The sequence below is a fragment of the Pedobacter mendelii genome, assembly GCF_014635725.1.
Classification (GTDB): Bacteria; Bacteroidota; Bacteroidia; order Sphingobacteriales; family Sphingobacteriaceae; genus Pedobacter; species Pedobacter mendelii.
In genome coordinates, this window is the sequence record NZ_BMDJ01000001.1 from 191,618 (window position 1) to 214,828 (window position 23,211).

At 34.2% G+C, this 23,211-nt stretch carries 22 protein-coding genes; 9 read left to right on the forward strand and 13 right to left on the reverse strand.

Annotated features, from left to right (window positions below; translation table 11 throughout):
* Positions 1-58 precede the first annotated feature (58 nt).
* From IEV50_RS00910 to tilS, 3 genes are all read right to left on the reverse strand, one after another.
* Positions 59-523 carry a hypothetical protein gene (locus IEV50_RS00910; protein ID WP_188411377.1) on the reverse strand — a complete coding sequence of 155 codons (465 nt, stop codon included), beginning with the start codon at positions 521-523 and terminating at the stop codon, positions 59-61.
* A gap of 129 nt (positions 524-652) precedes the next feature.
* Positions 653-1,141, reverse strand: a complete 489-nt coding sequence (locus IEV50_RS00915) for a hypothetical protein (protein ID WP_188411378.1) — start codon at positions 1,139-1,141, stop codon at positions 653-655.
* Positions 1,142-2,473, reverse strand: coding sequence for a tRNA lysidine(34) synthetase TilS (gene tilS, locus IEV50_RS00920; RefSeq protein ID WP_188411379.1), 1,332 nt, complete (start codon positions 2,471-2,473; stop codon positions 1,142-1,144).
* 63 nt (positions 2,474-2,536) lie between these two features.
* Here tilS and IEV50_RS00925 point away from each other — a divergent pair, with 63 nt between their 5' ends.
* Positions 2,537-4,744 carry an OstA-like protein gene (locus tag IEV50_RS00925; RefSeq protein WP_188411380.1) on the forward strand — a complete coding sequence of 736 codons (2,208 nt, stop codon included), beginning with the start codon at positions 2,537-2,539 and terminating at the stop codon, positions 4,742-4,744.
* A gap of 34 nt (positions 4,745-4,778) precedes the next feature.
* Here IEV50_RS00925 and rdgB read toward each other — a convergent pair whose 3' ends face one another.
* Positions 4,779-5,351 (reverse strand): RdgB/HAM1 family non-canonical purine NTP pyrophosphatase, encoded by a 573-nt coding sequence (gene rdgB, locus IEV50_RS00930; protein ID WP_188411381.1) that lies wholly within the window; start codon positions 5,349-5,351, stop codon positions 4,779-4,781.
* A gap of 24 nt (positions 5,352-5,375) precedes the next feature.
* Positions 5,376-6,029, reverse strand: a complete 654-nt coding sequence (locus IEV50_RS00935) for a hypothetical protein (protein WP_188411382.1) — start codon at positions 6,027-6,029, stop codon at positions 5,376-5,378.
* A gap of 104 nt (positions 6,030-6,133) precedes the next feature.
* Between IEV50_RS00935 and IEV50_RS00940 the strand changes: the two genes are divergently transcribed.
* The 4 genes from IEV50_RS00940 (at position 6,134) to IEV50_RS00955 (ending at position 9,417) form a co-directional block, all read left to right on the forward strand.
* A complete protein-coding gene (locus IEV50_RS00940; protein ID WP_188411383.1) occupies positions 6,134-6,721 on the forward strand; it encodes a hypothetical protein in 588 nt (195 codons plus the stop codon).
* Between the two features lie 60 nt (positions 6,722-6,781).
* Complete coding sequence (locus tag IEV50_RS00945) at positions 6,782-8,143, forward strand: peptidylprolyl isomerase (protein WP_188411384.1); 1,362 nt, start codon at positions 6,782-6,784, stop codon at positions 8,141-8,143.
* 6 nt (positions 8,144-8,149) lie between these two features.
* Positions 8,150-9,112 (forward strand): AAA family ATPase, encoded by a 963-nt coding sequence (locus IEV50_RS00950; RefSeq protein ID WP_188411385.1) that lies wholly within the window; start codon positions 8,150-8,152, stop codon positions 9,110-9,112.
* Positions 9,113-9,216: 104 nt separating this feature from the next.
* Positions 9,217-9,417 (forward strand): hypothetical protein, encoded by a 201-nt coding sequence (locus IEV50_RS00955; protein ID WP_188411386.1) that lies wholly within the window; start codon positions 9,217-9,219, stop codon positions 9,415-9,417.
* 75 nt (positions 9,418-9,492) lie between these two features.
* On the opposite strand, the gene IEV50_RS00960 is transcribed toward IEV50_RS00955, so the two are convergent.
* The 5 genes from IEV50_RS00960 to msrA all read right to left on the reverse strand — a co-directional run bounded on the left by IEV50_RS00960 (position 9,493) and on the right by msrA (position 14,780).
* Complete coding sequence (locus IEV50_RS00960; protein ID WP_188411387.1) at positions 9,493-10,377, reverse strand: glycerophosphodiester phosphodiesterase family protein; 885 nt, start codon at positions 10,375-10,377, stop codon at positions 9,493-9,495.
* Between the two features lie 98 nt (positions 10,378-10,475).
* Positions 10,476-11,333: a nuclear transport factor 2 family protein gene (locus IEV50_RS00965; RefSeq protein WP_188411388.1), complete on the reverse strand. Its 858-nt coding sequence runs from the start codon at positions 11,331-11,333 to the stop codon at positions 10,476-10,478.
* Between the two features lie 79 nt (positions 11,334-11,412).
* Entirely contained in the window at positions 11,413-12,393 is a 981-nt protein-coding gene (locus IEV50_RS00970) for a M28 family peptidase (RefSeq protein ID WP_188411389.1), read from the reverse strand.
* A gap of 41 nt (positions 12,394-12,434) precedes the next feature.
* Entirely contained in the window at positions 12,435-13,895 is a 1,461-nt protein-coding gene (cysS, locus tag IEV50_RS00975; protein ID WP_188411390.1) for a cysteine--tRNA ligase, read from the reverse strand.
* A 285-nt stretch (positions 13,896-14,180) separates the two neighbouring features.
* Positions 14,181-14,780 (reverse strand): peptide-methionine (S)-S-oxide reductase MsrA, encoded by a 600-nt coding sequence (gene msrA, locus IEV50_RS00980; RefSeq protein ID WP_188411391.1) that lies wholly within the window; start codon positions 14,778-14,780, stop codon positions 14,181-14,183.
* A 260-nt stretch (positions 14,781-15,040) separates the two neighbouring features.
* Between msrA and IEV50_RS00985 the strand changes: the two genes are divergently transcribed.
* From IEV50_RS00985 to IEV50_RS01000, 4 genes are all read left to right on the forward strand, one after another.
* Positions 15,041-16,003 carry an isopenicillin N synthase family dioxygenase gene (locus IEV50_RS00985; RefSeq protein ID WP_188411392.1) on the forward strand — a complete coding sequence of 321 codons (963 nt, stop codon included), beginning with the start codon at positions 15,041-15,043 and terminating at the stop codon, positions 16,001-16,003.
* Positions 16,004-16,151: 148 nt separating this feature from the next.
* Entirely contained in the window at positions 16,152-16,745 is a 594-nt protein-coding gene (locus tag IEV50_RS00990; protein WP_188411393.1) for a Crp/Fnr family transcriptional regulator, read from the forward strand.
* A gap of 67 nt (positions 16,746-16,812) precedes the next feature.
* Positions 16,813-17,532, forward strand: coding sequence for a sterol desaturase family protein (locus tag IEV50_RS00995; RefSeq protein ID WP_188411394.1), 720 nt, complete (start codon positions 16,813-16,815; stop codon positions 17,530-17,532).
* 67 nt (positions 17,533-17,599) lie between these two features.
* Positions 17,600-18,202 carry a hypothetical protein gene (locus IEV50_RS01000; protein ID WP_188411395.1) on the forward strand — a complete coding sequence of 201 codons (603 nt, stop codon included), beginning with the start codon at positions 17,600-17,602 and terminating at the stop codon, positions 18,200-18,202.
* Between the two features lie 46 nt (positions 18,203-18,248).
* On the opposite strand, the gene IEV50_RS01005 is transcribed toward IEV50_RS01000, so the two are convergent.
* The 3 genes from IEV50_RS01005 to IEV50_RS01015 all read right to left on the reverse strand — a co-directional run bounded on the left by IEV50_RS01005 (position 18,249) and on the right by IEV50_RS01015 (position 22,373).
* The gene (locus IEV50_RS01005; protein WP_188411396.1) at positions 18,249-20,066 is read right to left on the reverse strand and encodes a serine hydrolase domain-containing protein; all 1,818 of its coding nucleotides are present in this window, start codon (positions 20,064-20,066) and stop codon (positions 18,249-18,251) included.
* A complete protein-coding gene (locus IEV50_RS01010) occupies positions 20,053-21,684 on the reverse strand; it encodes an amidohydrolase (protein ID WP_188411397.1) in 1,632 nt (543 codons plus the stop codon). The genes IEV50_RS01005 and IEV50_RS01010 overlap by 14 nt, the downstream gene beginning before the upstream one ends.
* A 128-nt stretch (positions 21,685-21,812) precedes the next feature.
* Positions 21,813-22,373 (reverse strand): helix-turn-helix domain-containing protein, encoded by a 561-nt coding sequence (locus IEV50_RS01015; protein WP_188411398.1) that lies wholly within the window; start codon positions 22,371-22,373, stop codon positions 21,813-21,815.
* Positions 22,374-23,211: the final 838 nt, after the last annotated feature.

Sequence of the window (23,211 nt, forward strand, 5' to 3'; positions counted from 1 at the left end):
TAGTAGCAAAAAAATACGCTCCATTACTAGGAGCGCACTTCGACCATGAACTAAAAATTTATTTATAATCGTAAACTATTTTTGGTTTTTTGTAACCTAGTTTACGTTCTTCTCCCTGGATTTCTGTTCGAATATCTTCAACTCTGGAAATTTGCTTATTAAATCGATCCAATGCCTTTTGGGCATCATCTGAGCTGATTTTAGCCTTTTTTGATAGTTTTTCCATTGCTTTTAAATCAATAGAAGAACCAGATATGGTTTTATTATTACTATTACTGACTTGCTCTGCAGATGATTTTGCGTAGCCATTAGCCTCAAGCAATTTTAATCTAAGTTTTTCAACCTCTTCTTCTTCTTTGGCTTCATTTATTTTAAGTTCCAATAACTTAATACCAGCCTTTAATACCTCAACCCTGGTGGATAAAATACTAACGGAATCTTTAGAAACTCTCGACATATAGGTTTGAGCGATAACAGGAGCTGCAGCCACGGTAAAAAAAAAGATGATAAATATTTTTTTCATAGTGGAATATTTAATCCAATATGTATGCCCGAATTTAAATGGGCTTGAAGAGCTAATGAATGCTCATTTAAGAAAAGGCGAAAAAATTATCGCTGAAATTTGAGGAAAAAAATCCCCAATTTATTCGAGTTATTTAGAATTTTTCATTTCATCCTTAATCACAAGGAACAACTCATTTGGTCTTTGGGTACCGATAAAATATTCCAGACCATCACGATCTTTTAAAACTACTGCATCTTTTCCAGACGAATAAAATCGGATGGTACCTTTGGTATGTAAATTGTAAACGGGATTATTAAAAAAGTATCTGCTGTAGGTTGCTTTTCTAACATCAACAATACTATTCAAATCAATTTTAACACGTTTTGTAGTCCAAAGACCATCTAAAATTAAACTTCCATTATCTACAATAATTTTATATTGAATTAAAAAAAGCAATAGCATTGAAACACCGATAATGCCGAAACCAACAACGAGGAACAAATCTTGAGTATTATCACGATCGCGTTCGTATACATAAGCAGCAAAGCAGAATGCAGCCATTATTAGCCTAATAAAAATGCGAACATAATCCCTGCCGATGTATTGTTTTTCGATATATGCGTATCTGCTCTCCACTTATTTAATTTTGAGTTCGAATATAGCAACTTTTTTTGTTGCCTTAGTTAATTTGTAACGGTTATCCTGTCTCATACCTGTAATCCAAATAACATCGCCGTTACCATTAATTAAAATGGGGGTTTTTACCTTTAAATGAAGGGGTACCTTTTCATCAATAAAAAAATCACTAATCTTTTTAAATCCTTTCATACCCATTGGGATAAACTTATCGCCGTTTTGCCAATGCCTCAGAATTAAAGGAAATTGTAAAATTTTATAATCAACAAAAATTTTATTTTTATCAGCTTCAAATTTCAAATCTTCAGAAACTGTAACCTTAAAATAATTATCGTTTAATTCGAATTCAGAATCGTTTAGATGAATCGTTTTATGTTGATGTTTTATAAAATCTATCTTACTGATGATTAAACTTTCTCTATCAATTGTTGCCTGATGACTTGGGCTAAAAAATTTAATACCGCTTTGTTTATTTAACGAGTTGATAATCTCTTCCACCACATGCTCGATAAAGTTATATGGTTTCAGCAATTCAAAAAGTAATAGCTTTTGTGGATTTAATGATTTAATTTTTTGTAAAGGAATATAAACACCATCATTTTTAGCTGAAATAATTTCTCTTGCAATGCTATTAACCTGCAATCTCAAAAACATTTCAATCTCGGCAAAACGCTTAATATTCTGGTTAAATGTTTCTTCTAAACTAGGATTAATAGCTTTAAGGTGTGGAATTACATCGATTCGAAGCCTGTTTCTGGTGTAATTCGTGCTTAAATTTGAACTATCTTCAACAAAGGCGATGTTATTATCATCAATCAAATTGTTAATTTCCCCGCGATTTAAAAAAAGTAATGGCCTAACTAGCTTATCACGTTTTGGCAAAATACCGTGCAAACCATTAATGCCTGTTCCTCTAACCAGATTAATTAATACGGTTTCAACCGCATCATTTTGATGGTGTGCTAAGGCAATAAAATCATAAGCATGGCTAATCCTTATTTCCTCAAACCAATTGTAGCGTAAAACTCTGGCTGCCATTTGGGTAGAAATTTTATTTTCACCAGCATATTTTTTGGTATCGAAATGCGTTACATAAAAGGGCAGGTTTAAAGATTGTGCAAGCGTTTTAACAAAATGCTCATCTCTTTGAGATTCATCAGCCCGTAAATTGAAATTACAATGCGCTACACCAATATCAATTCCAATAGCCTTAAAAAGATGCAACATTAATACCGAATCTTTTCCTCCGCTTACGGCCAATAGTATTCTATTACCATTTGTAAACAGTTGTTTCTGTTCAATATAATCCTGAAATCTTTGTAAGGGTAACATCCACCAAAAATATTTAATTTTAACCGGTTTCCAACGTTCGGAACAAAAAACTAACTTTGTAAAGTGCAAAAAATATTTGTCTTTCTTTTTTTACTGATTTGCCCGATTTTATTATTCGGTCAGCAAAAAGGTTCTATTATAAAAATCGTAAGTTCTGACAGGATAACCGGAAACATGAAATTAAAGGTTTCTTACCTTATAAATCCGGTTTTTCAACAAGATAACGCAATTTTAACCTGCGATAGTGCGGTGCTTTATACAGAAAGAAATTACTTTGAAGCGTACAAAAATGTTCACATCCAGCAATTAACAACAGACATTTATTCTGATGAGTTGCAGTACGACGGGAATAAGAAGCATGCCCACTTAACAGGAAATGTTAAAATGGTTGATCCAAAATCTACTTTAACCACAAACATTCTGGATTATAATATGGTGGCCAAAATCGGTACTTATACCAATGGCGGTAAAATTGTAACTCAAGATCAGGGCGTTACATTAACCAGTAAAAATGGCTATTACTTTAACACCACCAGCGATGCTTATTTTAGATATAACGTTGTAGTGGTAACACCTCAAAGTACCATAAAATCGGATACGATGCGCTATAATGTTGATACCAAATGGACGTATTTTTATGGGCCAACCAACATTAAAGGCAAGGATGATAACTTATACACTGAAAATGGCGCTTATAATACCTTAAATGAAGATGCTTATTTCGGGAAAAAGAATTTATATACACAAGGAACAAAATCTTTAAAAGGAGATAGTTTGTACTATTACGGTAAAGTTGGTTATGGTAAAGCGGTAAGAAATATCGTTTTCACGGATAAGAAAGACGGCACTAAAATGTTTGGCGATTTGGGCTTTTATTACAAGATTGATCAACGAACATTAGTAACTAAAAACGCCTATATAGATCTAATTTCGGGAGATTCGATAACGGTAAATAATAAAAAGCGCCCTGATACTTTACGTCTTGGTGCCGATACTTTGCAAACGCAAATGGTGTTGCAAAAAACTTTGAAACTAATTCCTAAAATATCTGTAAAAGCGGATAACCAGGTTGGTGAGGATGAAGAGGAAACGGAAAAACCTGAAAAAGCACCAAAAATTACTGTCATGCCTTCAGATAATAAAAACCAAAAAACTACTAACCGTGATACAAAGGCTAAACGCGGAGAAAAACTTCCGCCAAAAAAAACCGAAAATATTCCTGATAAGATAAAAGATAGTTTAAAAACCAAAATTGATTCTTCAACTATAAATTTAGCTAAAGCAAAAACAGATACACTTTTGAAAGATGTAAAAATTAAAGCTAAAGCTGATTCGGTAGTTAAAGTTTTATCAAAAGTAAAAGTAGATTCATTACAAAAAAATCTATTAAAAAAAGGCATTAAAGACACTTTAAATAAAGTTATTTCAAATCTAAAACCCGGTATTTTAAAACCCGATTCTGCAATTAACCCACTTGATACGATAACAACTCGAATTATTAAAGCCTATCATAACGTAAAAATTTTTAAAAGTAATATTCAGGCTAAAACGGATAGTTTATTTTATACCAATGCCGATTCTACATTGCGCTGTTTTGGCAATCCGATTATTTGGTCAGAAGGTTCGCAAGTTGTTGGCGATACCATTTATGTTCAGTTTAAAAAGAATAAGTTAAACAACTTACAAGCTTTTCGAAATGCTTTCTTAGTAAATACACCAGCCGATTCATTGCGGTTTAATCAGATTAAAGGTCGTTATATGACCGGTTTTTTCGCTGAAGGAAAACTCAAAACTTTATACGTCGACGGAAATGCAGAAAGCATTTATTACACACAAGATGATAGCACAAAAGTTTATAAGGAGATGAACCAAACGGTAAGTAGCCGCATAAAATTTACGTTTAAAAATAATGATATTGATGATATTGTTTACATTAACAGTATTGAAGGCGCTTTAAATCCTGAGGTAAAAACCGAAAAAGATAATGTTTTGAAAGGCTTCTCATGGAAACCGAAAGAGAGGCCAAAGTCAAGGAAAGAAGCAATTGGCGCTTCGGGTAGCAAAGCTAAAGCTAAGCCGAAAACTACACCTGCAAAAGCAACACCAAAAACCGTGACTAAGCCGCTTGCTAGTAAATCACCTGTTGTGAGTAAACCAATTGTGCCTAAATTTATACCTAAAACCGATTCGTTGCCAAATTTTGGCATTAAACCAATTTTGCCCAAAAAGGATACGACTAAAGTAGCTCCAAAACTCTTATTTAAACAATAAACTAGGATTGACTATCCCAATCTCATTATAAAACTTACTTTGTTAAAAACGCTAACATTTTTTTCAAGGCAATTGCTCGGTGGCTGATTCTATTCTTTTCCTTCATATCCATTTCTGCAAAAGTAATCTCATAGCCATCAGGTTGAAAAATCGGGTCGTAACCAAAACCTTTGTCACCAGCCAATTCGGCTCTTATCGTTCCATTTATTACGCCTTCAAACAAATGGTTTTCGCCATTTTGCATTAAAGAAATAACGGTTTTAAATCTTGCATTTCGATTGTTAATTCCATTCAATTTCTTTAATACTAAATTGGTGTTCTCCAAACTATCACGACTACCAGAATACCTTGCAGAATATACTCCAGGCTCGTTATGTAGTGCTTCTATCTCTAAACCACTGTCATCCGCAAAACAATCTAAATTAAAATGTTCTGCAACAAAATTACTTTTAAGTGTAGCATTCCCTTCTAATGTATTGGCAGTTTCAGGGATGTCCGTAAAACAACCAATATCTTCCAGGTTTAAAACTTCATACTGCCCAATTAAAGCAGCACGAATTTCTTCGGTTTTATGTTGATTATTGGTTGCAAAAACAAGTTTTTTCATTAGATTAAATTAAAATCGAACCTTTTACTTAATTTTTTGAAGGTGAGCCCAAAGTGCTTTCTTTTCAGCAAGATTACCATCCAAATCGTGCAGATTAGGTGCAAAAATCATCCTGGTTTTTTCATGGATCAGGATGTCATTTTCCCAAACGAAATTTAATTTTAGGTGATTGGTTTCAACACCAAATGCCAGCATCAATTGGGGCCTAAAAAATTGCTTTAGTTCCGCGTAATCAGTTCCGCTATGGTTGGCATAATTTAAAAGTGCAAAATCCGGTGTACTTAAGTCAATGGCTTTTACAATTTTCCGAAGCAATTCCCGCCCCTGTTCTGTACTTACATCATTAACTGAATCGTTAACTAAAATTAATACAGACTTTCCATTTCCACCTAAAAACTTAAACACTTTCGACTGAATTGGCTCCTCTGCTACAAGTAGAATTTCGACGTTTTCAGAATAATTATTTACCGAAAGCTTAGGTTTTTCATCATCTAATGGTAAGATTTTTATGCTTTCTACAGGTTTTTCTACAGCAACAATTTCAACCATATTTTCAGAAGAAACAGCCTCATTATTAGCAGGAACACCGATTTTTACGGTATTATCTTCAACTAAAAAAACATCTTCCGTAAAAAATAATCGTAAAGCATTAGCATTGTTGGTAACCTGACTTTCCATTCGTATTTTTGCGGTATAATAATATCTGTTAAAATTAGTTAAATATCTTATAATAGCCCCGCTTATTGTTACTTTTATCCATTAAAATTTATAGAACCTTCTGTGTGAGAAAAGCTTATTGCTTATTTTTTTTCGGTTTGTTGTGTAGTTCGGCGTTTGCACAAAACGTTGCCACAATTAGCAGTAAACCTTTAAGCAGCAAAGAGTTTATGTGGGCATACAAAAAAAGTCATAATGGAAACAGCGCCTCAGATTACAACGAATTACTGACCTATTTAAATTTGTACATCAACTTTAAACTAAAAGTATTAGATGCCCGCGAAATGGGACTTGATAAAAGCGACACTTACCAGGAAGAGATTAAAACATACGAAGGTGCCTTAGAAGTACATAAAAAAGTTATTAATTCCAATAAAGAACACGATTATCTACTTAATGAATACCGCGAAGGTGTTTTAATGTTTAATGTTTCTGAGCAAAAAATATGGAACAAGGCGCAGGAAGACGAACAGGCAATTGATGATTACTACAAAAAAAATAAACAAAATTACAACAAACCATTAAGTGAGGTGAGGGGTGAGGTAATTGCCGATTATCAGCAGAAACTGGAAGATAATTGGCTTAATAGCTTAAAAGAAAAGTACCCGGTTAAAATTAATGAGAATGAATTAAGGAAATTAATTAAGCTTTAATTTCATCAAATTCAATTAATTAAACCATTAGTATTAAATTTGCAAAATATAATAAACAGAATGAAGAAAGTTTTTTTAGTAGTAACTGGTTTGATTAGCTTGTTTTTAAATAGCTATGCTCAAAAAAATAACGTAGATAAAGTTGCTGCTGTAGTAGGTAATGGTATTATTTTATTATCCGATTTAAACCAACAATACACACAATATTTATACCAGGGAAATCAACCTAACCCAAGTATTAAATGTATGATTTTACAGCAAACTTTAACACAAAAACTGCTTAAACAACAAGCAGAAATAGATTCAGTTATGGTAGAAGACAATCAGGTAGATGATGAAGTAAACAGAAGAATGCGTACGATGATGCAACGTGCCGGTGGCCAGGAGCGTTTAGAATCGTTTTTAAATAAATCTTTATTGCAATATAAAGATGAAATGAGGCCTTCGATAAAAGATGAATTGCAGGCCCAGAAAATGCAGAGTAAAATTACCGAACACATTAATGTTACGCCAATGGAGGTTGAAAAGTATTTCAAATCTTTGGGCGATAGTGTTCCAGAATTCAACACAGAAGTTGAGGTTGGTGAAGTAATTTTAAATCCTCAGTTAACAAAAGCGGAGAAAGAAAGATTTCGCGATAAAATTGAGGCTTTACGTTTGCGAATAAAGGGTGGTGAAGATTTTGGCGCTTTAGCAAAAGCTTATTCAGAAGATCCGGGTTCAGTTGGAGATGGAGGCGATTTGGGTTTCTTCGATAGAAACCAGATGGCTAAAGAGTTCACTTCATGGGCTTTTAAACTTAAAGCTGGTGAAATGTCTCCTGTATTTGAAACAGAATTTGGTTTCCATATTTTACAGGTAATTGAGCGCCGTGGTGAACAGGTTCATGCACGCCACATTTTAATCATGCCAAAAAGCACTCAATCAAGTTTAGACAGAGTAAAACTCCACGCGGATAGTATTTACAACAATTTAATGGCTAAAAAATTAAGTTTCGCCGCGGCAGCTAATTTATATTCTGATAATAAAGAAACTAAATATAACGGCGGAATGATGCTTAATGCAGAGGATGTGCAATCAAGAAGTACCTTTATTCCTTTATATAAGTTAGACCCATCTATATTTTTAGTGATTGATACCATGAAAGTTGGCAGCATTTCAAAACCAAACCTATTTACAGGAGCGGATGGGAAACAAGGTTACCGTTTATTATATTTGAAATCGAAAATCCCGCCTCACAAAGCTAATTTAGCACAGGATTTTCCGAAAATAAGAGATGCGGCACAAGCAGATAAAATTAATCGTACATTGAGCGAGTGGTTCGAAAAACGTCGTGAAAGCACATTTATCAAAATTGATGATGAATTTGAAACTTGTCCTGAATTAAAAATCTGGACTAAGAAAACTACTGAAACCAAGTAAATGCCGATGCAGTACAATAACGAAGTAGAAGCTGTAGATGCACTTCATCAATCTTTCAACAATATAAAAGCCGAAATAAGCAAAGTTGTAATTGGGCAGGATGATATTATAAAATCTGTTTTAATCGCCATTTTTAGTAACGGACATTGTTTGTTGGTTGGTGTACCAGGATTAGCAAAAACTTTACTTGTACAAACTGTAGCATCGGTTTTAGATCTTGATTTTAACAGAATTCAATTTACACCCGATTTAATGCCAAGCGATATTATCGGAGCAGAGATATTAGGAGAAGACAGGCACTTTAAATTTATTAAAGGACCTGTTTTTTCAAACATCATATTGGCTGATGAGATTAACCGCACACCGCCAAAAACTCAAGCTGCTTTATTAGAAGCCATGCAAGAGAAATCTGTAACGGCTGCAGGCCAAACGCATATTTTACCAAAACCATTTTTTGTTTTGGCAACACAAAATCCTATTGAGCAAGAAGGCACTTATCCCCTTCCCGAAGCGCAATTAGATCGCTTTATGTTCAACATTCAGTTAAACTATCCTGCTTTTGCAGATGAATTAACGATTGTAAAAAACACCACAAGTAACAAAACAATTCAGCTGCAAAAAATTATTCATGCAGATGATATTCAATATTTCCAGAAACTGATTAGAGATATTCCTGTTACGGATAACGTTTTAGAATATGCTGTTAAACTTGCCGCTAAAACCCGTCCGAATAGTGAATTTGCTACAGATGCTATTAACAAATACATCAGCTGGGGCGCTGGTCCAAGAGCTTCGCAATTTTTAGTTTTAGGCGCTAAATGCCATGCAGCAATTTCAGGAAAGTATGCGCCAGATATTGAAGATGTTCAGGCTGTTGCAGAACCCATTCTACGCCATCGTATTGTACGTAACTATCGTGCAGAAGCGGAAAGTTTATCAATAGAAAAAATTATAAAGGATTTGTTGTAAATCTATTCGCACAGAAATTAAAGTCAAATCTTTATATTTTAAAATTGTTATTATCTTTACCACTCAATTTACAAAGCATAAATTTTTAAATCAAAATATTCGATATGTCAGCGCACGATTCACACGCACCAGTTCAGCAAACAACAGGCATTTGGGCTTTACCATTAACCGCATGGATTATTGTATTAATTCTTTGCGTTGTGTTTACCAGACCAATTTTTCAACATGAAGAAGAATCTACTTCATCACATGACAAAACAGAAATGCCGGCTCACGAAAAAACAGAACCTGCACCGCAACACTAAAATTATTTAGATAGATATTTAAAAAAATAAATGCGCTGATTTGGTCAGCGCATTTATCTTTATATCCGTATTTTGTTATTTAATCTGTCCGATAAGATTAGGATAATCTGTTATAATTCCATCTACACCTAAGCTTTTAAAATATTTAATTTCTTTAACTGTATTTACCGTCCATGGAATAATTTTAATACCCATTGCATGGCAGCGATCTACCAAACCTTTACCAACTAAAACAGAATAAGGACTATAAATTGTTGGTTTGAAACCTAATTTTTCAATGTAATCTTCAAATGGTTCTTTCTCGTCTATTAATAGCGATGTCTGAATCTTTGGGTATTTTTCATGCAAATACTGCAACGTTCGCATATCAAAAGATTCGATTATTACTCTTTTAGAAATCTTTTTAGCATTTACAACATCCATAATCAAATCAACAAATTCTGCGGGTTCGGGTTGAAACTCATTATCACCATTTTTAATTGTTTTAGTTTCTATACTGTAAACAGGTTTAGCCAGTTTATTTTCTTTAACATAATCTTCAACAGCATCAATGGTTTCTGAAAGCAAAGGTTTGGAAGCCTTAAATTTCATTTGGCCAGGAAAACGGCTGTGAACTTTACTTCCAACATCAAACTTCTTAATCTCCTCATAATTCATTTTATAGATATTGAAGTCTTTTTGATTTTTTAGAGTGATGGCTTTTCCGTTAGGCTGAAGAGAAATTTCATTATTGAAATAAGGTTCTTGCGATAATACAACTTGTTTATCCTTCGAAATAACAGCATCCATTTCCAAAGTACTTACACCTAAATCTAATGCTTTTAGCATGCCTCGAATTGTGTTTTCGGGCATTATACCACGAGCACCAGCTTTTCCTTGCAAATCGAATTTTTGTTTTTGTGCAGAAGCAGCTATGAATATTAAAATAAATATTGGTAAAAGAAGTGTTTTTTTATACATGAAATTCGTTTTAGGAATAAACGCAAAATTAAAGATTTTAGGTATAAAAAAAGGGCTTTCTTTTTACGGATAGCCCTTTTCAAAATTCACATTAAATATTATCTATCTGCGGGTACAAAAGCCTGAACAATTAAATTCCAACTTGCATCAGCAGCTTTTTGGTAAACAAACACATAATTAAAGCTTTCGCGCAAATCGGCTTTATAATCAACTGTTGCAATACCATAGGTATAAGCCAAATCACTTCCTAATGCTTTATCAACACCTGTTGTTTTTAAATTAATTTTACTAATCATTCCATTAAAAAATGAAAGAATTTTTTCCTTACCATCTATAGCATTGTTACCTGGAAATAACAAACGGGCATCGGCAGTTAAAAAACCGCCAAATGCAGCAATTCCATGTGTTTTAAGAAAGGTATTAAGTGTTTTTTCTGTTGTAAGAATAACATCTTTACTTGCTTTTTGATCCTTTTCATTCAGAAATTTCGGAATATAACGGTCTTTAGGCTCTTCAAATCTAATAGTCGTTTTTTCCAGCGGTTTATTACTTTCAGTTCCTAAATCAATAGCTAACTTCCATGTTCCATTCTCAGCTTTCCAAATAGAAAGATATTGACCATATTTTTTATCTGTTTTACCAATTTCGTAATTCCCTGTAGTAAAACCTAAATCTCCGCTGCGAGATACTTTGGCAAGATTTGGCTCCCAACTTACTTCGTTCATACCTTTTGCCTGACCTGCATAAAATGTTTTAGCACTAACAGGATTTGGCCTGAAAACTAAAGTATTTGCGGATGAATATTCTATATAAGAATCTTTATCTCCTTTTTTAGTAATCGATTTTGCAAATTCTTTTTCTGCGTTTACAAGCGATTTAGTAGTTCCATCACTTTTTTGAGCAAAAGAACTTAAAGCCAAAGCAACTGCTACAGTGGTTGAAAATAATTGTTTCATTTGTGTTTTTAATAAGGTAATGGCGAATATAAATTTTTCTTTAAGGTATGTTTCTAAAAGTAATTAACAATTGAACATTTTACTTTTCTCGATAGATGGTTTCAAGTACGGTTTGACCAGTTGCTTTTAATGTATTTTTATCAATGTTTGCCAAATTATCAAGTTGTGTATGCCAATTGATATAGAAACCGCTATTGTCGTTGTAATGAATAATATCAACTGAAGGTACACCTGCTTTATTCATCCAAAAATGATCATCAACCAGTTTGCCACTTGGAATACTTACAAAATAGGATGAGTATCCAATCTCACTACCAATATTCCAAATTTTGTTAACTATACTGGGAGCAGACTGACGGGAAATTTCATCTTGAGTAAATTGAGCATTTCCACCTCCAACCATATCCAGGTTAATTCCATACATTGCCTTATATCCTGTAGCTATTGCATTCTTTGACCAGTATTGAGATCCTAAACACCATGTTGTTTCATCCGGCGTTTCATCATTTGCTTTTCCGTAATCTTCCAAATCCCACAAAACGAAATCGATACCAATATTTGGCTGTTTTTGCTGCATTTGACGAGCCATTTCTAGAATAACAGCTACACCACTTCCGGCATCATTTGCTGCATCAAAAGGCTTATTATGTTTAGTAGTATCGGTATCCTGATCTGAAAACGGACGAGCATCCCAATGGGCTGTAACTAAAACGCGATTCTTTTTTTCTGAGCCAAAACTTGCCAATATATTTTTCATCTGATAGTTTTTACCATCATAAGTAATGGTTTTAGAGCCTTGAATTTTTACTTCTGCACCGAACGATTTTAATTTGGCAACCAGATAATCGGCACATTTTTGATGAGCAGCCGTACCTGGAATTCTCGGGCCAAAATCTACCTGAACTTTAGTATAAGCGAAAGCAGAATCAGCGTTAAATTCTGGCGAAACCAATTTTACAGCTTGCGTAACAGTTTCAGTTTGTTCCGTTTTTTTTTCGTCTTTACATGCCTGAAAACCAAGTATAGCAATTACAGGCAGTATTAAAAGTTTTTTATTCATGGGAAGTTGAGGTTGAGATTAAGGCTGAGGTTGGGTGCTAACTAAGATTTACTCCAGGTTGTGCCCTCTTTGCTATCTTTAAGTTGAATCCCTAATTCTTGTAATCCAATTCTTATTTTGTCTGAGGTAGCGTAGTCTTTATTTTCCTTCGCTTCTTTACGTAAATCGATAACCATTTCCAAAACGCTGTTCAATTCTAAATTATCAGATTCTTCATCCTTTAAGCCTAGAATGTCAAAAACGAAATCGTTAATTAATGCCTTCAATTTTTCTAGTTCAGAAGCTGAAATTTTGCCATTGCCATCATACACAGTATTGATAATTCGAACCGCTTCGAAAAGTTCAGCAATTAAAACCGGACTGTTAAAATCGTCGTTCATTGCATTAACGCAATTCACTTTTAAGGTATCAATATTAAATTCGTTCGCTTCAGAAGTGGTCAACTTATCCAACAAACTAACTGCCGCCATTAAACGCCGGAAACCTTTTTCAGAGGCATCAAGCGCATCATTAGAAAAATCTAATGTGCTACGATAATGCGCCTGCATCATAAAAAACTTAACTGTCATCGGGCTATATCCTTTTTTTAACAAAGGATGGTCGCCAGTAAATAATTGCAAGGGTAGAAAACCATTTCCTGCCGATTTAGACATTCGCGTTCCGTTTACAGTAAGCATATTGGTGTGCATCCAGAAACGTGCTGGCTGTTGATGACTGCAAGCTTCAGACTGCGCAATTTCGTTGGTATGATGCGTAGCCGCTAAATCCATTCCGCCGCCATGAATATCAAATTCAGCACCTAAATATTTAGCACTCATTGCCGAACATTCGATATGCCAACCCGGAAAACCCCTCCCCCAAGGCGATTGCCATTGCATTAAAGTTTCAGGCTTTGCTTTAATCCAAAGTGCAAAATCCAATCGGCCTCGTTTCTCATCCTGTCCGCCCAATTCACGGGTGTTATTCAGCATGTCTTCAAGGTTTCGGTTGGTCAGTATTGTATAGTTATATTCTTTGCTATATTTTTCTACATCGAAATAAACATTTCCTCCAATTTCATATCCATATCCATTTTCGATAATAACTTTTATCATCTCAATTTGTTCAATAATATGCCCGGTAGCTGTTGGTTCTATGCTTGGCGGTAAAGTATTAAACATCCGCATAACATCATGAAAACCAAGTGTGTACTTTTGTACAATTTCCATTGGCTCCAATTGCTCTAACTTTGCCCGTTTTGCAAATTTATCATCGCCTTCATCTCTATCTCCTTCTAAATGGCCAGCATCGGTGATATTGCGAACATAACGAACCTTAAAACCAGAATATTTCAGGTACCTGAAAATTAAATCGAAAGACATAAATGTGCGGCAGTTGCCTAAATGCACATCGCTGTAAACTGTTGGTCCGCAAACATACATCCCAACATTGGGCGCATTTAAGGGCTGGAATTGTTCTTTTTTACGAGAAAGCGTATTGTAAAGCTGTAAGCCGGTATTCATATTGCAAATGTAATATTATTTAGAAAGTTAAAACCTTTAAAATTGTATTGTTTGAGTTATGATTTTCTATTAACATTTTTAATAATTTGAAAAGCAAAACCTGTTTTTCAATTAATGTCCGTCCTGCTTTTTCATTTCAAGTCCTCGCTTCGCTGTGGGCTTTTCACTTCAATCAAGTTTAAACTTCAAAAACCAGTAAACTATGGCAAAACAAAATGCTCAAAGTAGAAATACTATCATCTGATATTTCTACTTTGAGCATCAATTTAAAGACTCAAAAGAAGCTTAATTCTTTAGCTTTGCTTTAAATACTTTTTCCAATTTTTCTAATTTTGGTAAAATCACTAACCTGCAATATGGCGCATCAGCATTGTTTTTGTAGTAATTTTGATGATAACTTTCGGCAACATAGAAAGGTTTTGCAGCTTCAATTGCAGTTACCACCTTTTTACCATAAGCATTTGTAGCATTTAACTCTGCTTTATATTTTTCGGCTAATTCTTTTTGGTCTTGAGTATGGTAAAAAATAACTGAACGGTATTGCGTGCCACTATCTGCACCTTGGCGATTTAACGTTGTCGGATCGTGGCTTTTCCAAAAAACTTCCAATAAATCTTTGTAAGTTATTTGCATCGGGTTATATGTAATCTCCAAAACCTCGGCATGACCAGTAAAACCTGTACAAACTTCTTCGTATGTAGGATCAGCAACTTTACCGCCTTCGTAACCCGATTTTACTGAAACTACACCTTTCAATTTTTGAAATATAGCTTCTGTACACCAAAAGCAACCCATACCAAAAGTTGCCTTTTCGGTTTTCTTACCCTGTGCATTAGCCTGATTTAAGGCCAATACCGATAATAAAATTAAAATTATTCGTTTCATGTTGTTTGTGTGTTGATTTTTCGAAAGCTTTTACAAAATAATTTAGCTTTTCATCTACTATATTACGAAATAAAGTTATCGAAAGTTTCTATCCAATTAATAATTGATTTTGCATGACAATTACAACATTTTGTGGATTCTACTGTTGATGTTAGTAACTTAAAATATTGATAATTAAAATTTTATAAAGCTAAATTTTATCACCTAAACACTTATTAACAATTCTTTTTTAAATTCGTATAATATTAAAATATAAAATTATGTCTACACCCTATATTCCATGTCTAGATTTGGGTTCATATATCAACGGAACCAAAGAAGAGCGCAAAAAGTTTTCTGATGAGCTTGGCAGAGCTTTTAACGATTCGGGTTTTGTAACCATTACCAATCATGGTTTAAGTCAGGAGTTAATTGATAAACTTTACGAAAACATTAAAGCTGCTTTCTCTTTGCCAACAGAAACCAAAAGGAAGTACGAAAAGCCAGAATTAGCTGGTCAACGTGGTTATACTAGCGCAGGTAAAGAAACTGCAAAAGGTGCCAAAACACCAGATTTAAAAGAGTTTTGGCAAATTGGCCAGAACGTTACAGATGGAGATCCTGTTAAAAATGAATATCCTGATAATGAAGTTTTGGAAGAGTTACCCAATTTTAATAAAGTTACAGGTGATACTTACAAAAAATTAGAAGAAAATGGAACCCATCTTTTACGTGCTATTGCTACGTATTTGGAATTGCCAATTGATTATTTTGATAAACATGTGCATAATGGAAATTCGATTTTAAGGGGTATTCACTATTTCCCTATCGAAAATCCGGAAACTATTCCTGATGATGCTGTGCGTGCGGGAGCACATGAAGATATTAATTTAATTACATTGTTAATTGGCGCAAGTGCCGATGGACTTGAAGTTTTAACCCGCAGCAATGAGTGGTTGCCAATTAAAGCGCATCATACAGATATTGTTGTAAATGTTGGCGATATGTTGCAACGTTTAACCAATAACAAGTTAAAATCGACTACCCATAGAGTTGTAAATCCACCACGCGAACTGATGAAAACTTCTCGCTTTTCGGTGCCATTTTTCTTGCATCCGCGTAGCGACATGGATTTAACAAGTTTACCATCAACTATTGATGCCGAACATCCGAAAATATACAGCGATATGACAGCTGGCGAATATCTTGATGAAAGATTAAGAGAGATTGGATTGAAGAAATAATTTTTAGACGGATGTGAGGAGTTTAGCACTGAATAAAACTTAATTGAGTAAAGGCATCGGCAAAAAGTCGGTGCTTTTTTGTTGTATAAAGATTATATATTTGGCTACTCATCCAATATGTAGACTATATTCCGCTAAAAATTTATTTATGTCAGAAATAATTACATACGGAGATTATCAAAACTTATTCAACCTTTTTAAATCCATTTATCCACTAAGTAACGAATTGAAAGTTGCTATTGTTAATAACAGCGAAGTTATTGAGGTTAATAAAAAAGTTAAGCTTTTAAGCGTTGGCGAACGCAGCCACACCATTTATTTTGTAGTTAAAGGCGCTGCGAGAGTTTACTACCTAAACAAAGAAGGAAAGGAAACCAATACTTGGTTTTTATTTGAAAATGAACTGCTAATATCTGTATACAGCTTTTACACTGGCAACCCAAGTTTCGAATATATCGAAACATTAGAAGATTGCAAACTCATTGCCGTTAAAAGAGAAAAGTTAGATGAAATGTATTTAAAGTATATGGAATTTAACTTTTCGGGAAGAAAATTAACCGAATTTTACCATATGCGAAATGAAATACAGGCAAATGATTTGCGGATGTATAGTGCAAAAGAGCGCTACGAACATTTAGTTGAACGTAATCCAGCGTTATTTCAAAGGGTATCGCTCGGTCATATTGCATCGTATTTGGGTATATCACAAGAAACACTTAGCAGGATTAGAAAACAAAAATAATTTTTTGACTTTTGTCAAAAGTTGGGTGATTTTAAGCATGTAGGTTTGAACAACAAATTCAAAATCTATGTTAGTTATAATCTTTATCGTATTCGGCGGCTGTTTTCTTTTAGAAAGAATTAAGCCAGGCTGGAAATTGCCAAACGTATCAACCTGGACCATCAGAGTTTTGGGTGTAAACTTCATTCAGCTTGGCATTGTTGTTTTAGCTGGTTTTACCTGGGAAAAATGGCTTTCTTCAGTTTCTTTATTCCATATTTCAAATTATGTACCTAATTGGCTCGGTGGAATTATTGCTTATTTTATCGCCACATTTATTTTTTATTGGTGGCATCGCTGGCGTCATACTTTGGATTTTTTATGGCTGGGCTTCCATCAAATCCACCACAGTCCGCAACGACTTGAAGTGATTACTTCTTTTTATAAACATCCTTTAGAGATGATTGTAAATTCGATAATAGGAAGCCTATTAGTATATACTTTATTAGGTTTAAACCCTGAAGCAGGTGCAATTTATACCCTATGCACGGCACTAGGTGAATTTTTCTACCATACTAATGTGAAAACACCACAATGGATTGGTTACATTTTTCAGAGACCAGAAATGCATCGAATTCATCATGAATACGAAAAACACAGTAATAATTATGGAGATATTGTATGGTGGGATATGTTATTCGGGACCTATGAGAATCCAAAAGAATTTAAAGCTTCATGCGGTTTCGATAACGAAAAGGAACAGAGATTGCTTGATATGATCAAATTTAAAGATGTACATAAAAATTAACCTATTCACCAAAAGAACACATCAATTTATATATATTACATAATAATTAATTTTTTATATTAACTACATGAAAAAAATCATTTTAATAAATCTCATTATACTTACGAACACAACGTTCATCTTTGCTCAATCCACAAGCATTAAAGATTTGTATTGGGATTATACAATGATAAGAATGACTGAAACAGAACGACCTAAAGCGATTGCATTGGCTACGGATGTTTTAAAACGCTCTTCAGAATTAAATGCGAAGCAAATTGCAAATGCAACTTACCACTTGGGCAGGTTATATGAAGAAACCAAACAAATGAACCTGGCAATTCCATATTATGAAAAAAGTATTCAGCTAACACCTGGTTATTACGTTCCGTATTTGGCTTTAGGCAATTACTATTTCAAAAACTGTAAAGATTTAATTGTAAAAATGAATGCTGCAGCCGAAGCTAAAGATTTAACTACACATACAAAACTGACTGAAGACTATAAAAAGCTAGCAAAAAAAACTACTGCTTATTTAGAGAAATCTTATGCTTGCGATCCTGATGATGAAACCCTAAAGATGATTAATTATTTACACCAAACATCTAAAAATTCTGCAGCTTTAACTTCGCTTGATGATCGTATTAAGAAACTTACTGAAGGTTGTATTACTTTGCTGGATGATGAGTAAATTTCAAACCTATAAGGTTTAAAAACCTTATAGCTTTAGGACAAAACTATTTCCTTGATTCATCAATGGCTTTATTCACAACATCCTGAATACGACCTCTAACTTTTAAGTTCGATAATTTATCGGTTACTGTTGGGTTAACACGGTTTGACAGAAAAACGTAAACCAATCCTCGTGATGGATCTACCCAAACACAAGTTCCGGTATATCCGGTATGTCCGTAGGTTTGTGGCGAAGCTAAATCTGAAGGATAATGTTTTGTCGTATCGGGATCCCAACGATCGAAACCTAAACCACGACGACTAACTGCCGATTGTTTCGAGGTAAACATATCTACCGTTGCCGGTTTAAAATATTCTTCACCTCCATAAGTACCCCGATTTAATAGCATCTGATAAATTATGGCCAGGTCATTTGCGCTGGAAAACAAACCTGCATGACCAGAAACACCACCAGCCAATGCTGCACCCTGATCATGAACGTAACCAATTAACAAAGTTTTCCTGAAATACTTATCATCTTCAGTTGGTATAATCTGATCGGCTTTAAAACGATTTCTTGGTAAAAACCCGGCAGTTTGCATACCTAAAGGTTTATAAAAATTCTCATAAGCGTATTGATTTAATGGTTCTTCGCTGATATGCTCTACAATATCCTTCATTACGTACATACTGATATCGCTATAAACGTACTGACCACGAGTTTTTATTGGCGAATTCAGCATTTTTGGCCACATAAAATCCTTAAAAAATCCTTTTTTGATGTAATAATTATCTGCAACTTTTGTTGGGTAAGCGGCAGAAGAATCTCTACTATAATCGCCCGTTTTAACGTAATCGTGAAAAGGAATAAATGGAATAAAACCAGCCTGATGCAACATTACTTCTCGAACCTGAATATTATTCATTGGTGTGATTCTGGCTTTTGGAATGTAGGCACCAATATTTGTATCAAGTTTTAATTTACCTTCTTCAAAAAGCCGCATTACCGATGGTGTTGTTGCGGTAACTTTTGTAACAGATGCTAAATCAAAAATATCGGTTAATTTATCAGGTAAAGTAGAATCGTAAGTATGGGTTCCATAAGATTTGTTAAAAATAACTTTCCCATCTTTGGCCACTAGAACCACCATTCCAGGTGCTGCCCGCTGACTGATTGCTTCAGCGGCAATGGCATCAATTTCTTTTAAATTATTTGAGTTTAAGCCCGCGTCTTCAGGAACGGTATATTTTAACCTTGTTGCTGTTGTTACAGAGCCCGAACCAATGGTATATTTTGCAGAATAAGAAGTAGTAAGTTTATTAGTTGCAGCTATTCCTCCAAAAATATATTGTGGAACAATTGCTGCTGCATCCACCGAATTTTGGGCAGTCCAAACAACTGGTGATTTTAAATTATCAAAAACTTTTAATCCGGTTCCATTTCCAAAATAAGAAATTATTACAGATTTACTTTTGCTTATACTGTTAATAAAGCTAATGTATTTTGGCTTACTAATATTCTGGTCATCAATGGAAACCAGAATAGTATTAAAGTATTTTAAATCATCCTCTAAATCACTTAAATTCAAACTGTCTTTAAAAGAATCAGCAGAGAACGATGTAATCTTATCATATTTATTGGCCAAACTATCAAACACGGTGCTGTAAGTAAAACTTAAACTTACGGAGGCTATATTTTTTTTATCAAGAGATTTTAAAGGAACAATATTATCCTGGTTATTTAATAAAACAGTTGATTTTGTTATGGTATTGGCAATAGAAAGTTTTTTTTCATTTGTAGCATGCTCTTGCGCACAAGCCATTAAACATAAAATGTTAAAGAAACTAGCTGCCGCCAGAATAAATAATCTATTTCGCTTCATATACTTTTTCTCCGTTCAAATAGGTTTTTAATACTTTCGTTTTTAATATTTTTTGAGGTGATGATTTTAAAATATCGTTATCCAGAATTACAAAATCAGCAAACTTACCTATTTCCAAGCTTCCTTTTTCATTTTCTTCGAAGTTTGCTTTTGCAGCCCAAATGGTCATTCCCTTTATCGCTTCTTCTGGTGTTAAAGCATTCTCCATCTGGAAACCACCTTTTGGAAAACCCTTAGCATCTTCACGCACGGTTGCAGCATAAAACGTTAATAACGGATTAATGTTTTCTACCGGAAAATCAGTTCCTAAAGGAATCCAACCATTTTGTTTTAGCAATTGTTTGTAAGCATAAGCATCTTTTAAACGTTGAGCACCTAGCCTTTGTCCGGCCCAATACATATCTGATGTTGCATGTGTTGGCTGCACCGAAGGAATAATGCTTGCTTTTCCGAACAAATCAAAATCATATGAATTAACAACCTGTGCGTGTTCAATTCTCCAGCGTTTGTCGTTTTTACCTTTTAAAACATTATTATAAATCTTCAGCATAACACGATTTGCAGAATCGCCAATAGCATGGGTACACATCTGAAAGTTATGTTCAGCTATTTTCGCTGCTACTTCCTGGTAATGTTTTATATCACTTAATAAGAAACCTGATTTCTGTGGCATATCGGTATAAGGCTTTAATAAACAAGCACCACGAGAACCCAAAGCGCCATCTGCATAAACTTTAAAAGCACGTACGTTTAATCTATCGGTTTTTATTGCGCCACGTTTAAATAAGTAATTGTAATTTGGTTCCGCATCAGATAGCATTACGTATAAACGCATTTTAAGTTTATTTTCTTTTTGCAGTTTCTCTATAAAATCAACTGCTTCAAAACCCAACCCACAATCATCAATAGTTGTTAAACCAGCTGCAAAGCAATTTCGCTGTGCATCAGTTAAAATCTTTTCTGCAAGTTTTGCATCGGGCGATGGTATTTTACTTTCGACCAAAGCCACGGCGTTATCAATTAAAAGCCCGGTAAGTTTACCATTTTCGGTTACCATATCACCACCTGTTAATTTCTGTTCGAATTTAATTCCGGCATCATCAAAAGCTTTTTGATTTGCAATTGCCGCATGGCCATCAATTCGATTTAAAAAAACGGGACGATTAGGGAAAAGTTCTGTTAGCACTTTATTTGTCGGAAAGGCTTTATCTTCCCAATCATTTTGGTCCCAGCCATTACCAATTAACCAACCATCAGGATGTGTTTTAGCAAAAGCTGTTAATCTTTGAATTACCTCTTCCCATGATTTTGTTTCACGTAAATCTGCCGTTTGAAGGCTTTGTCCGTAGCCAAAGAAATGTGCATGTGCATCTATAAAACCAGGATACACAGCTTTCCCGGCTGCATCAATTTCATCTGTAGCTTTATATTTCTTTCTGATTTCATCGGATTTACCAACAGCTAATATTTTGCCATCTTTTACCGCGAAAGCTTCGACGGTGTCGAATTTAGAATTTACAGTATAAACCTTCGCGTTGTAAACAATTACATCGGCTTGCTCCTTGCCACAAGAGGATAGAAAAGCGATTAAAATTAATGCGTAAATGAATGATTTCATATCGATAAAGATAGAAATTTGAAATCGTTTGCAGTGTAAATTGAATTTTACAAAATCTCGAATACCTAACCTTGCAGGTTTTAAAACCCTGTGAGGTTTATATTAATTCGAAAACAAACTTTGAATCTTTATCGTAAAAAAGGGATTGCGGGTTGATAGAAAAGTCTTTTGTTTTTGACCGAAAGAAAAGTGTTGAGAATAATTAAAAGAAAATTAATTATATATAAAGCGGCTAAAGTAATGAACATGCTTTCAATACCACCTAAAAAACCAAAATGAAACATTTTTCCAGAAATGAGTAAACAATAAATTATAACTAAACCGATGCTCCAGGTAATTTGAAAATTCAAAAGTCTTTTACCATCAGCATCTGAGTATTTATCTCTTTTTAAAACCCATAAAATTAAAGGAATAATAAATCCTAACAAAGGAAATAGTAAAAAACTCAATGCAGATAAATTTAAAACTGGTAGAAAGTACTTGTCTCGTTGCACAGCTTGAACTTTCAGATCTTCAGGTTTCAGATTAAATGCTTCTGCAATTCTAATTAAAGTATCTCCTCTGGGGTCAGTTTCATCTAATTCAATTCGCTGTATGGTTCTCAGGCTTAACTGCGCTTTTCGTGCTAATTCTTGCTGACTAAATCCATGTTGACTACGAAGTTCTTTAAGTTTATCTGATAATTTCATAAAGATGTTGATTAAGCGTTTGAGCAAATGTAAGTTTATAGATTAAATTTAACACAAGACTTGTTTACGTCATTTTTACGACAATCAATTTTAAGCATTTATCCACAGTCATTTACATGTTGAGTTTTAAGCAAAACGCATTTCTTAAGCTTATTTCTTTTCCTTGGTCTGTGTCCCCACAGACCGAAACTTTCAAATTAAAAAAATTTCTCTATTGCGCTCGAAAGAAAGGGAAAAAATTTTGCATTTAGAAACCGAACCTTCGTTTTTAAACTGGCCAATAACGGCGGCCCTGAGTTTTTCTACGAGGGTTACAGCGGTTGGCAGGGCTGCAGTTTCAGGAAATCTTATTACCCTTGTTTTCTAAAAAAAAATAGTTCAATCTCCTTAAATGTATTTTACCGCAGAGTTCGCAAAGGAATTCACAGAGAACACAAAGTTAGGCAGATAATTCTTTACCATATAAGATTAAGATAATATAAGTTTGCCCCTAAAAACTTACCGAGAAAACCTTCCCTCTGTTTTTTAAACTGGACAATAGCGGCAGCCCCGAGTTTTTCTACGAGGACTACAGCGGTTGGCAGGGCTGTAAAACCCCAATGAAATGCTAACGATAATTTCTAAAAAAATAAAGCTTAAATTATAGGAAATTTTAGGTATTAGTATGTAAAAAAGATAAGAATATTAATATAAAATCCTCCCCTTTGTCCCCTCCAGAAGCGGATACAAGGTGCTGATAGCAATGTGCAAGAACTGTATAGTTAATAGTTAATTTTTATGGCATTTGTTACAAATTTTTAATCATATTTACCCACAGTCATTTACATGTTGAGTTTTA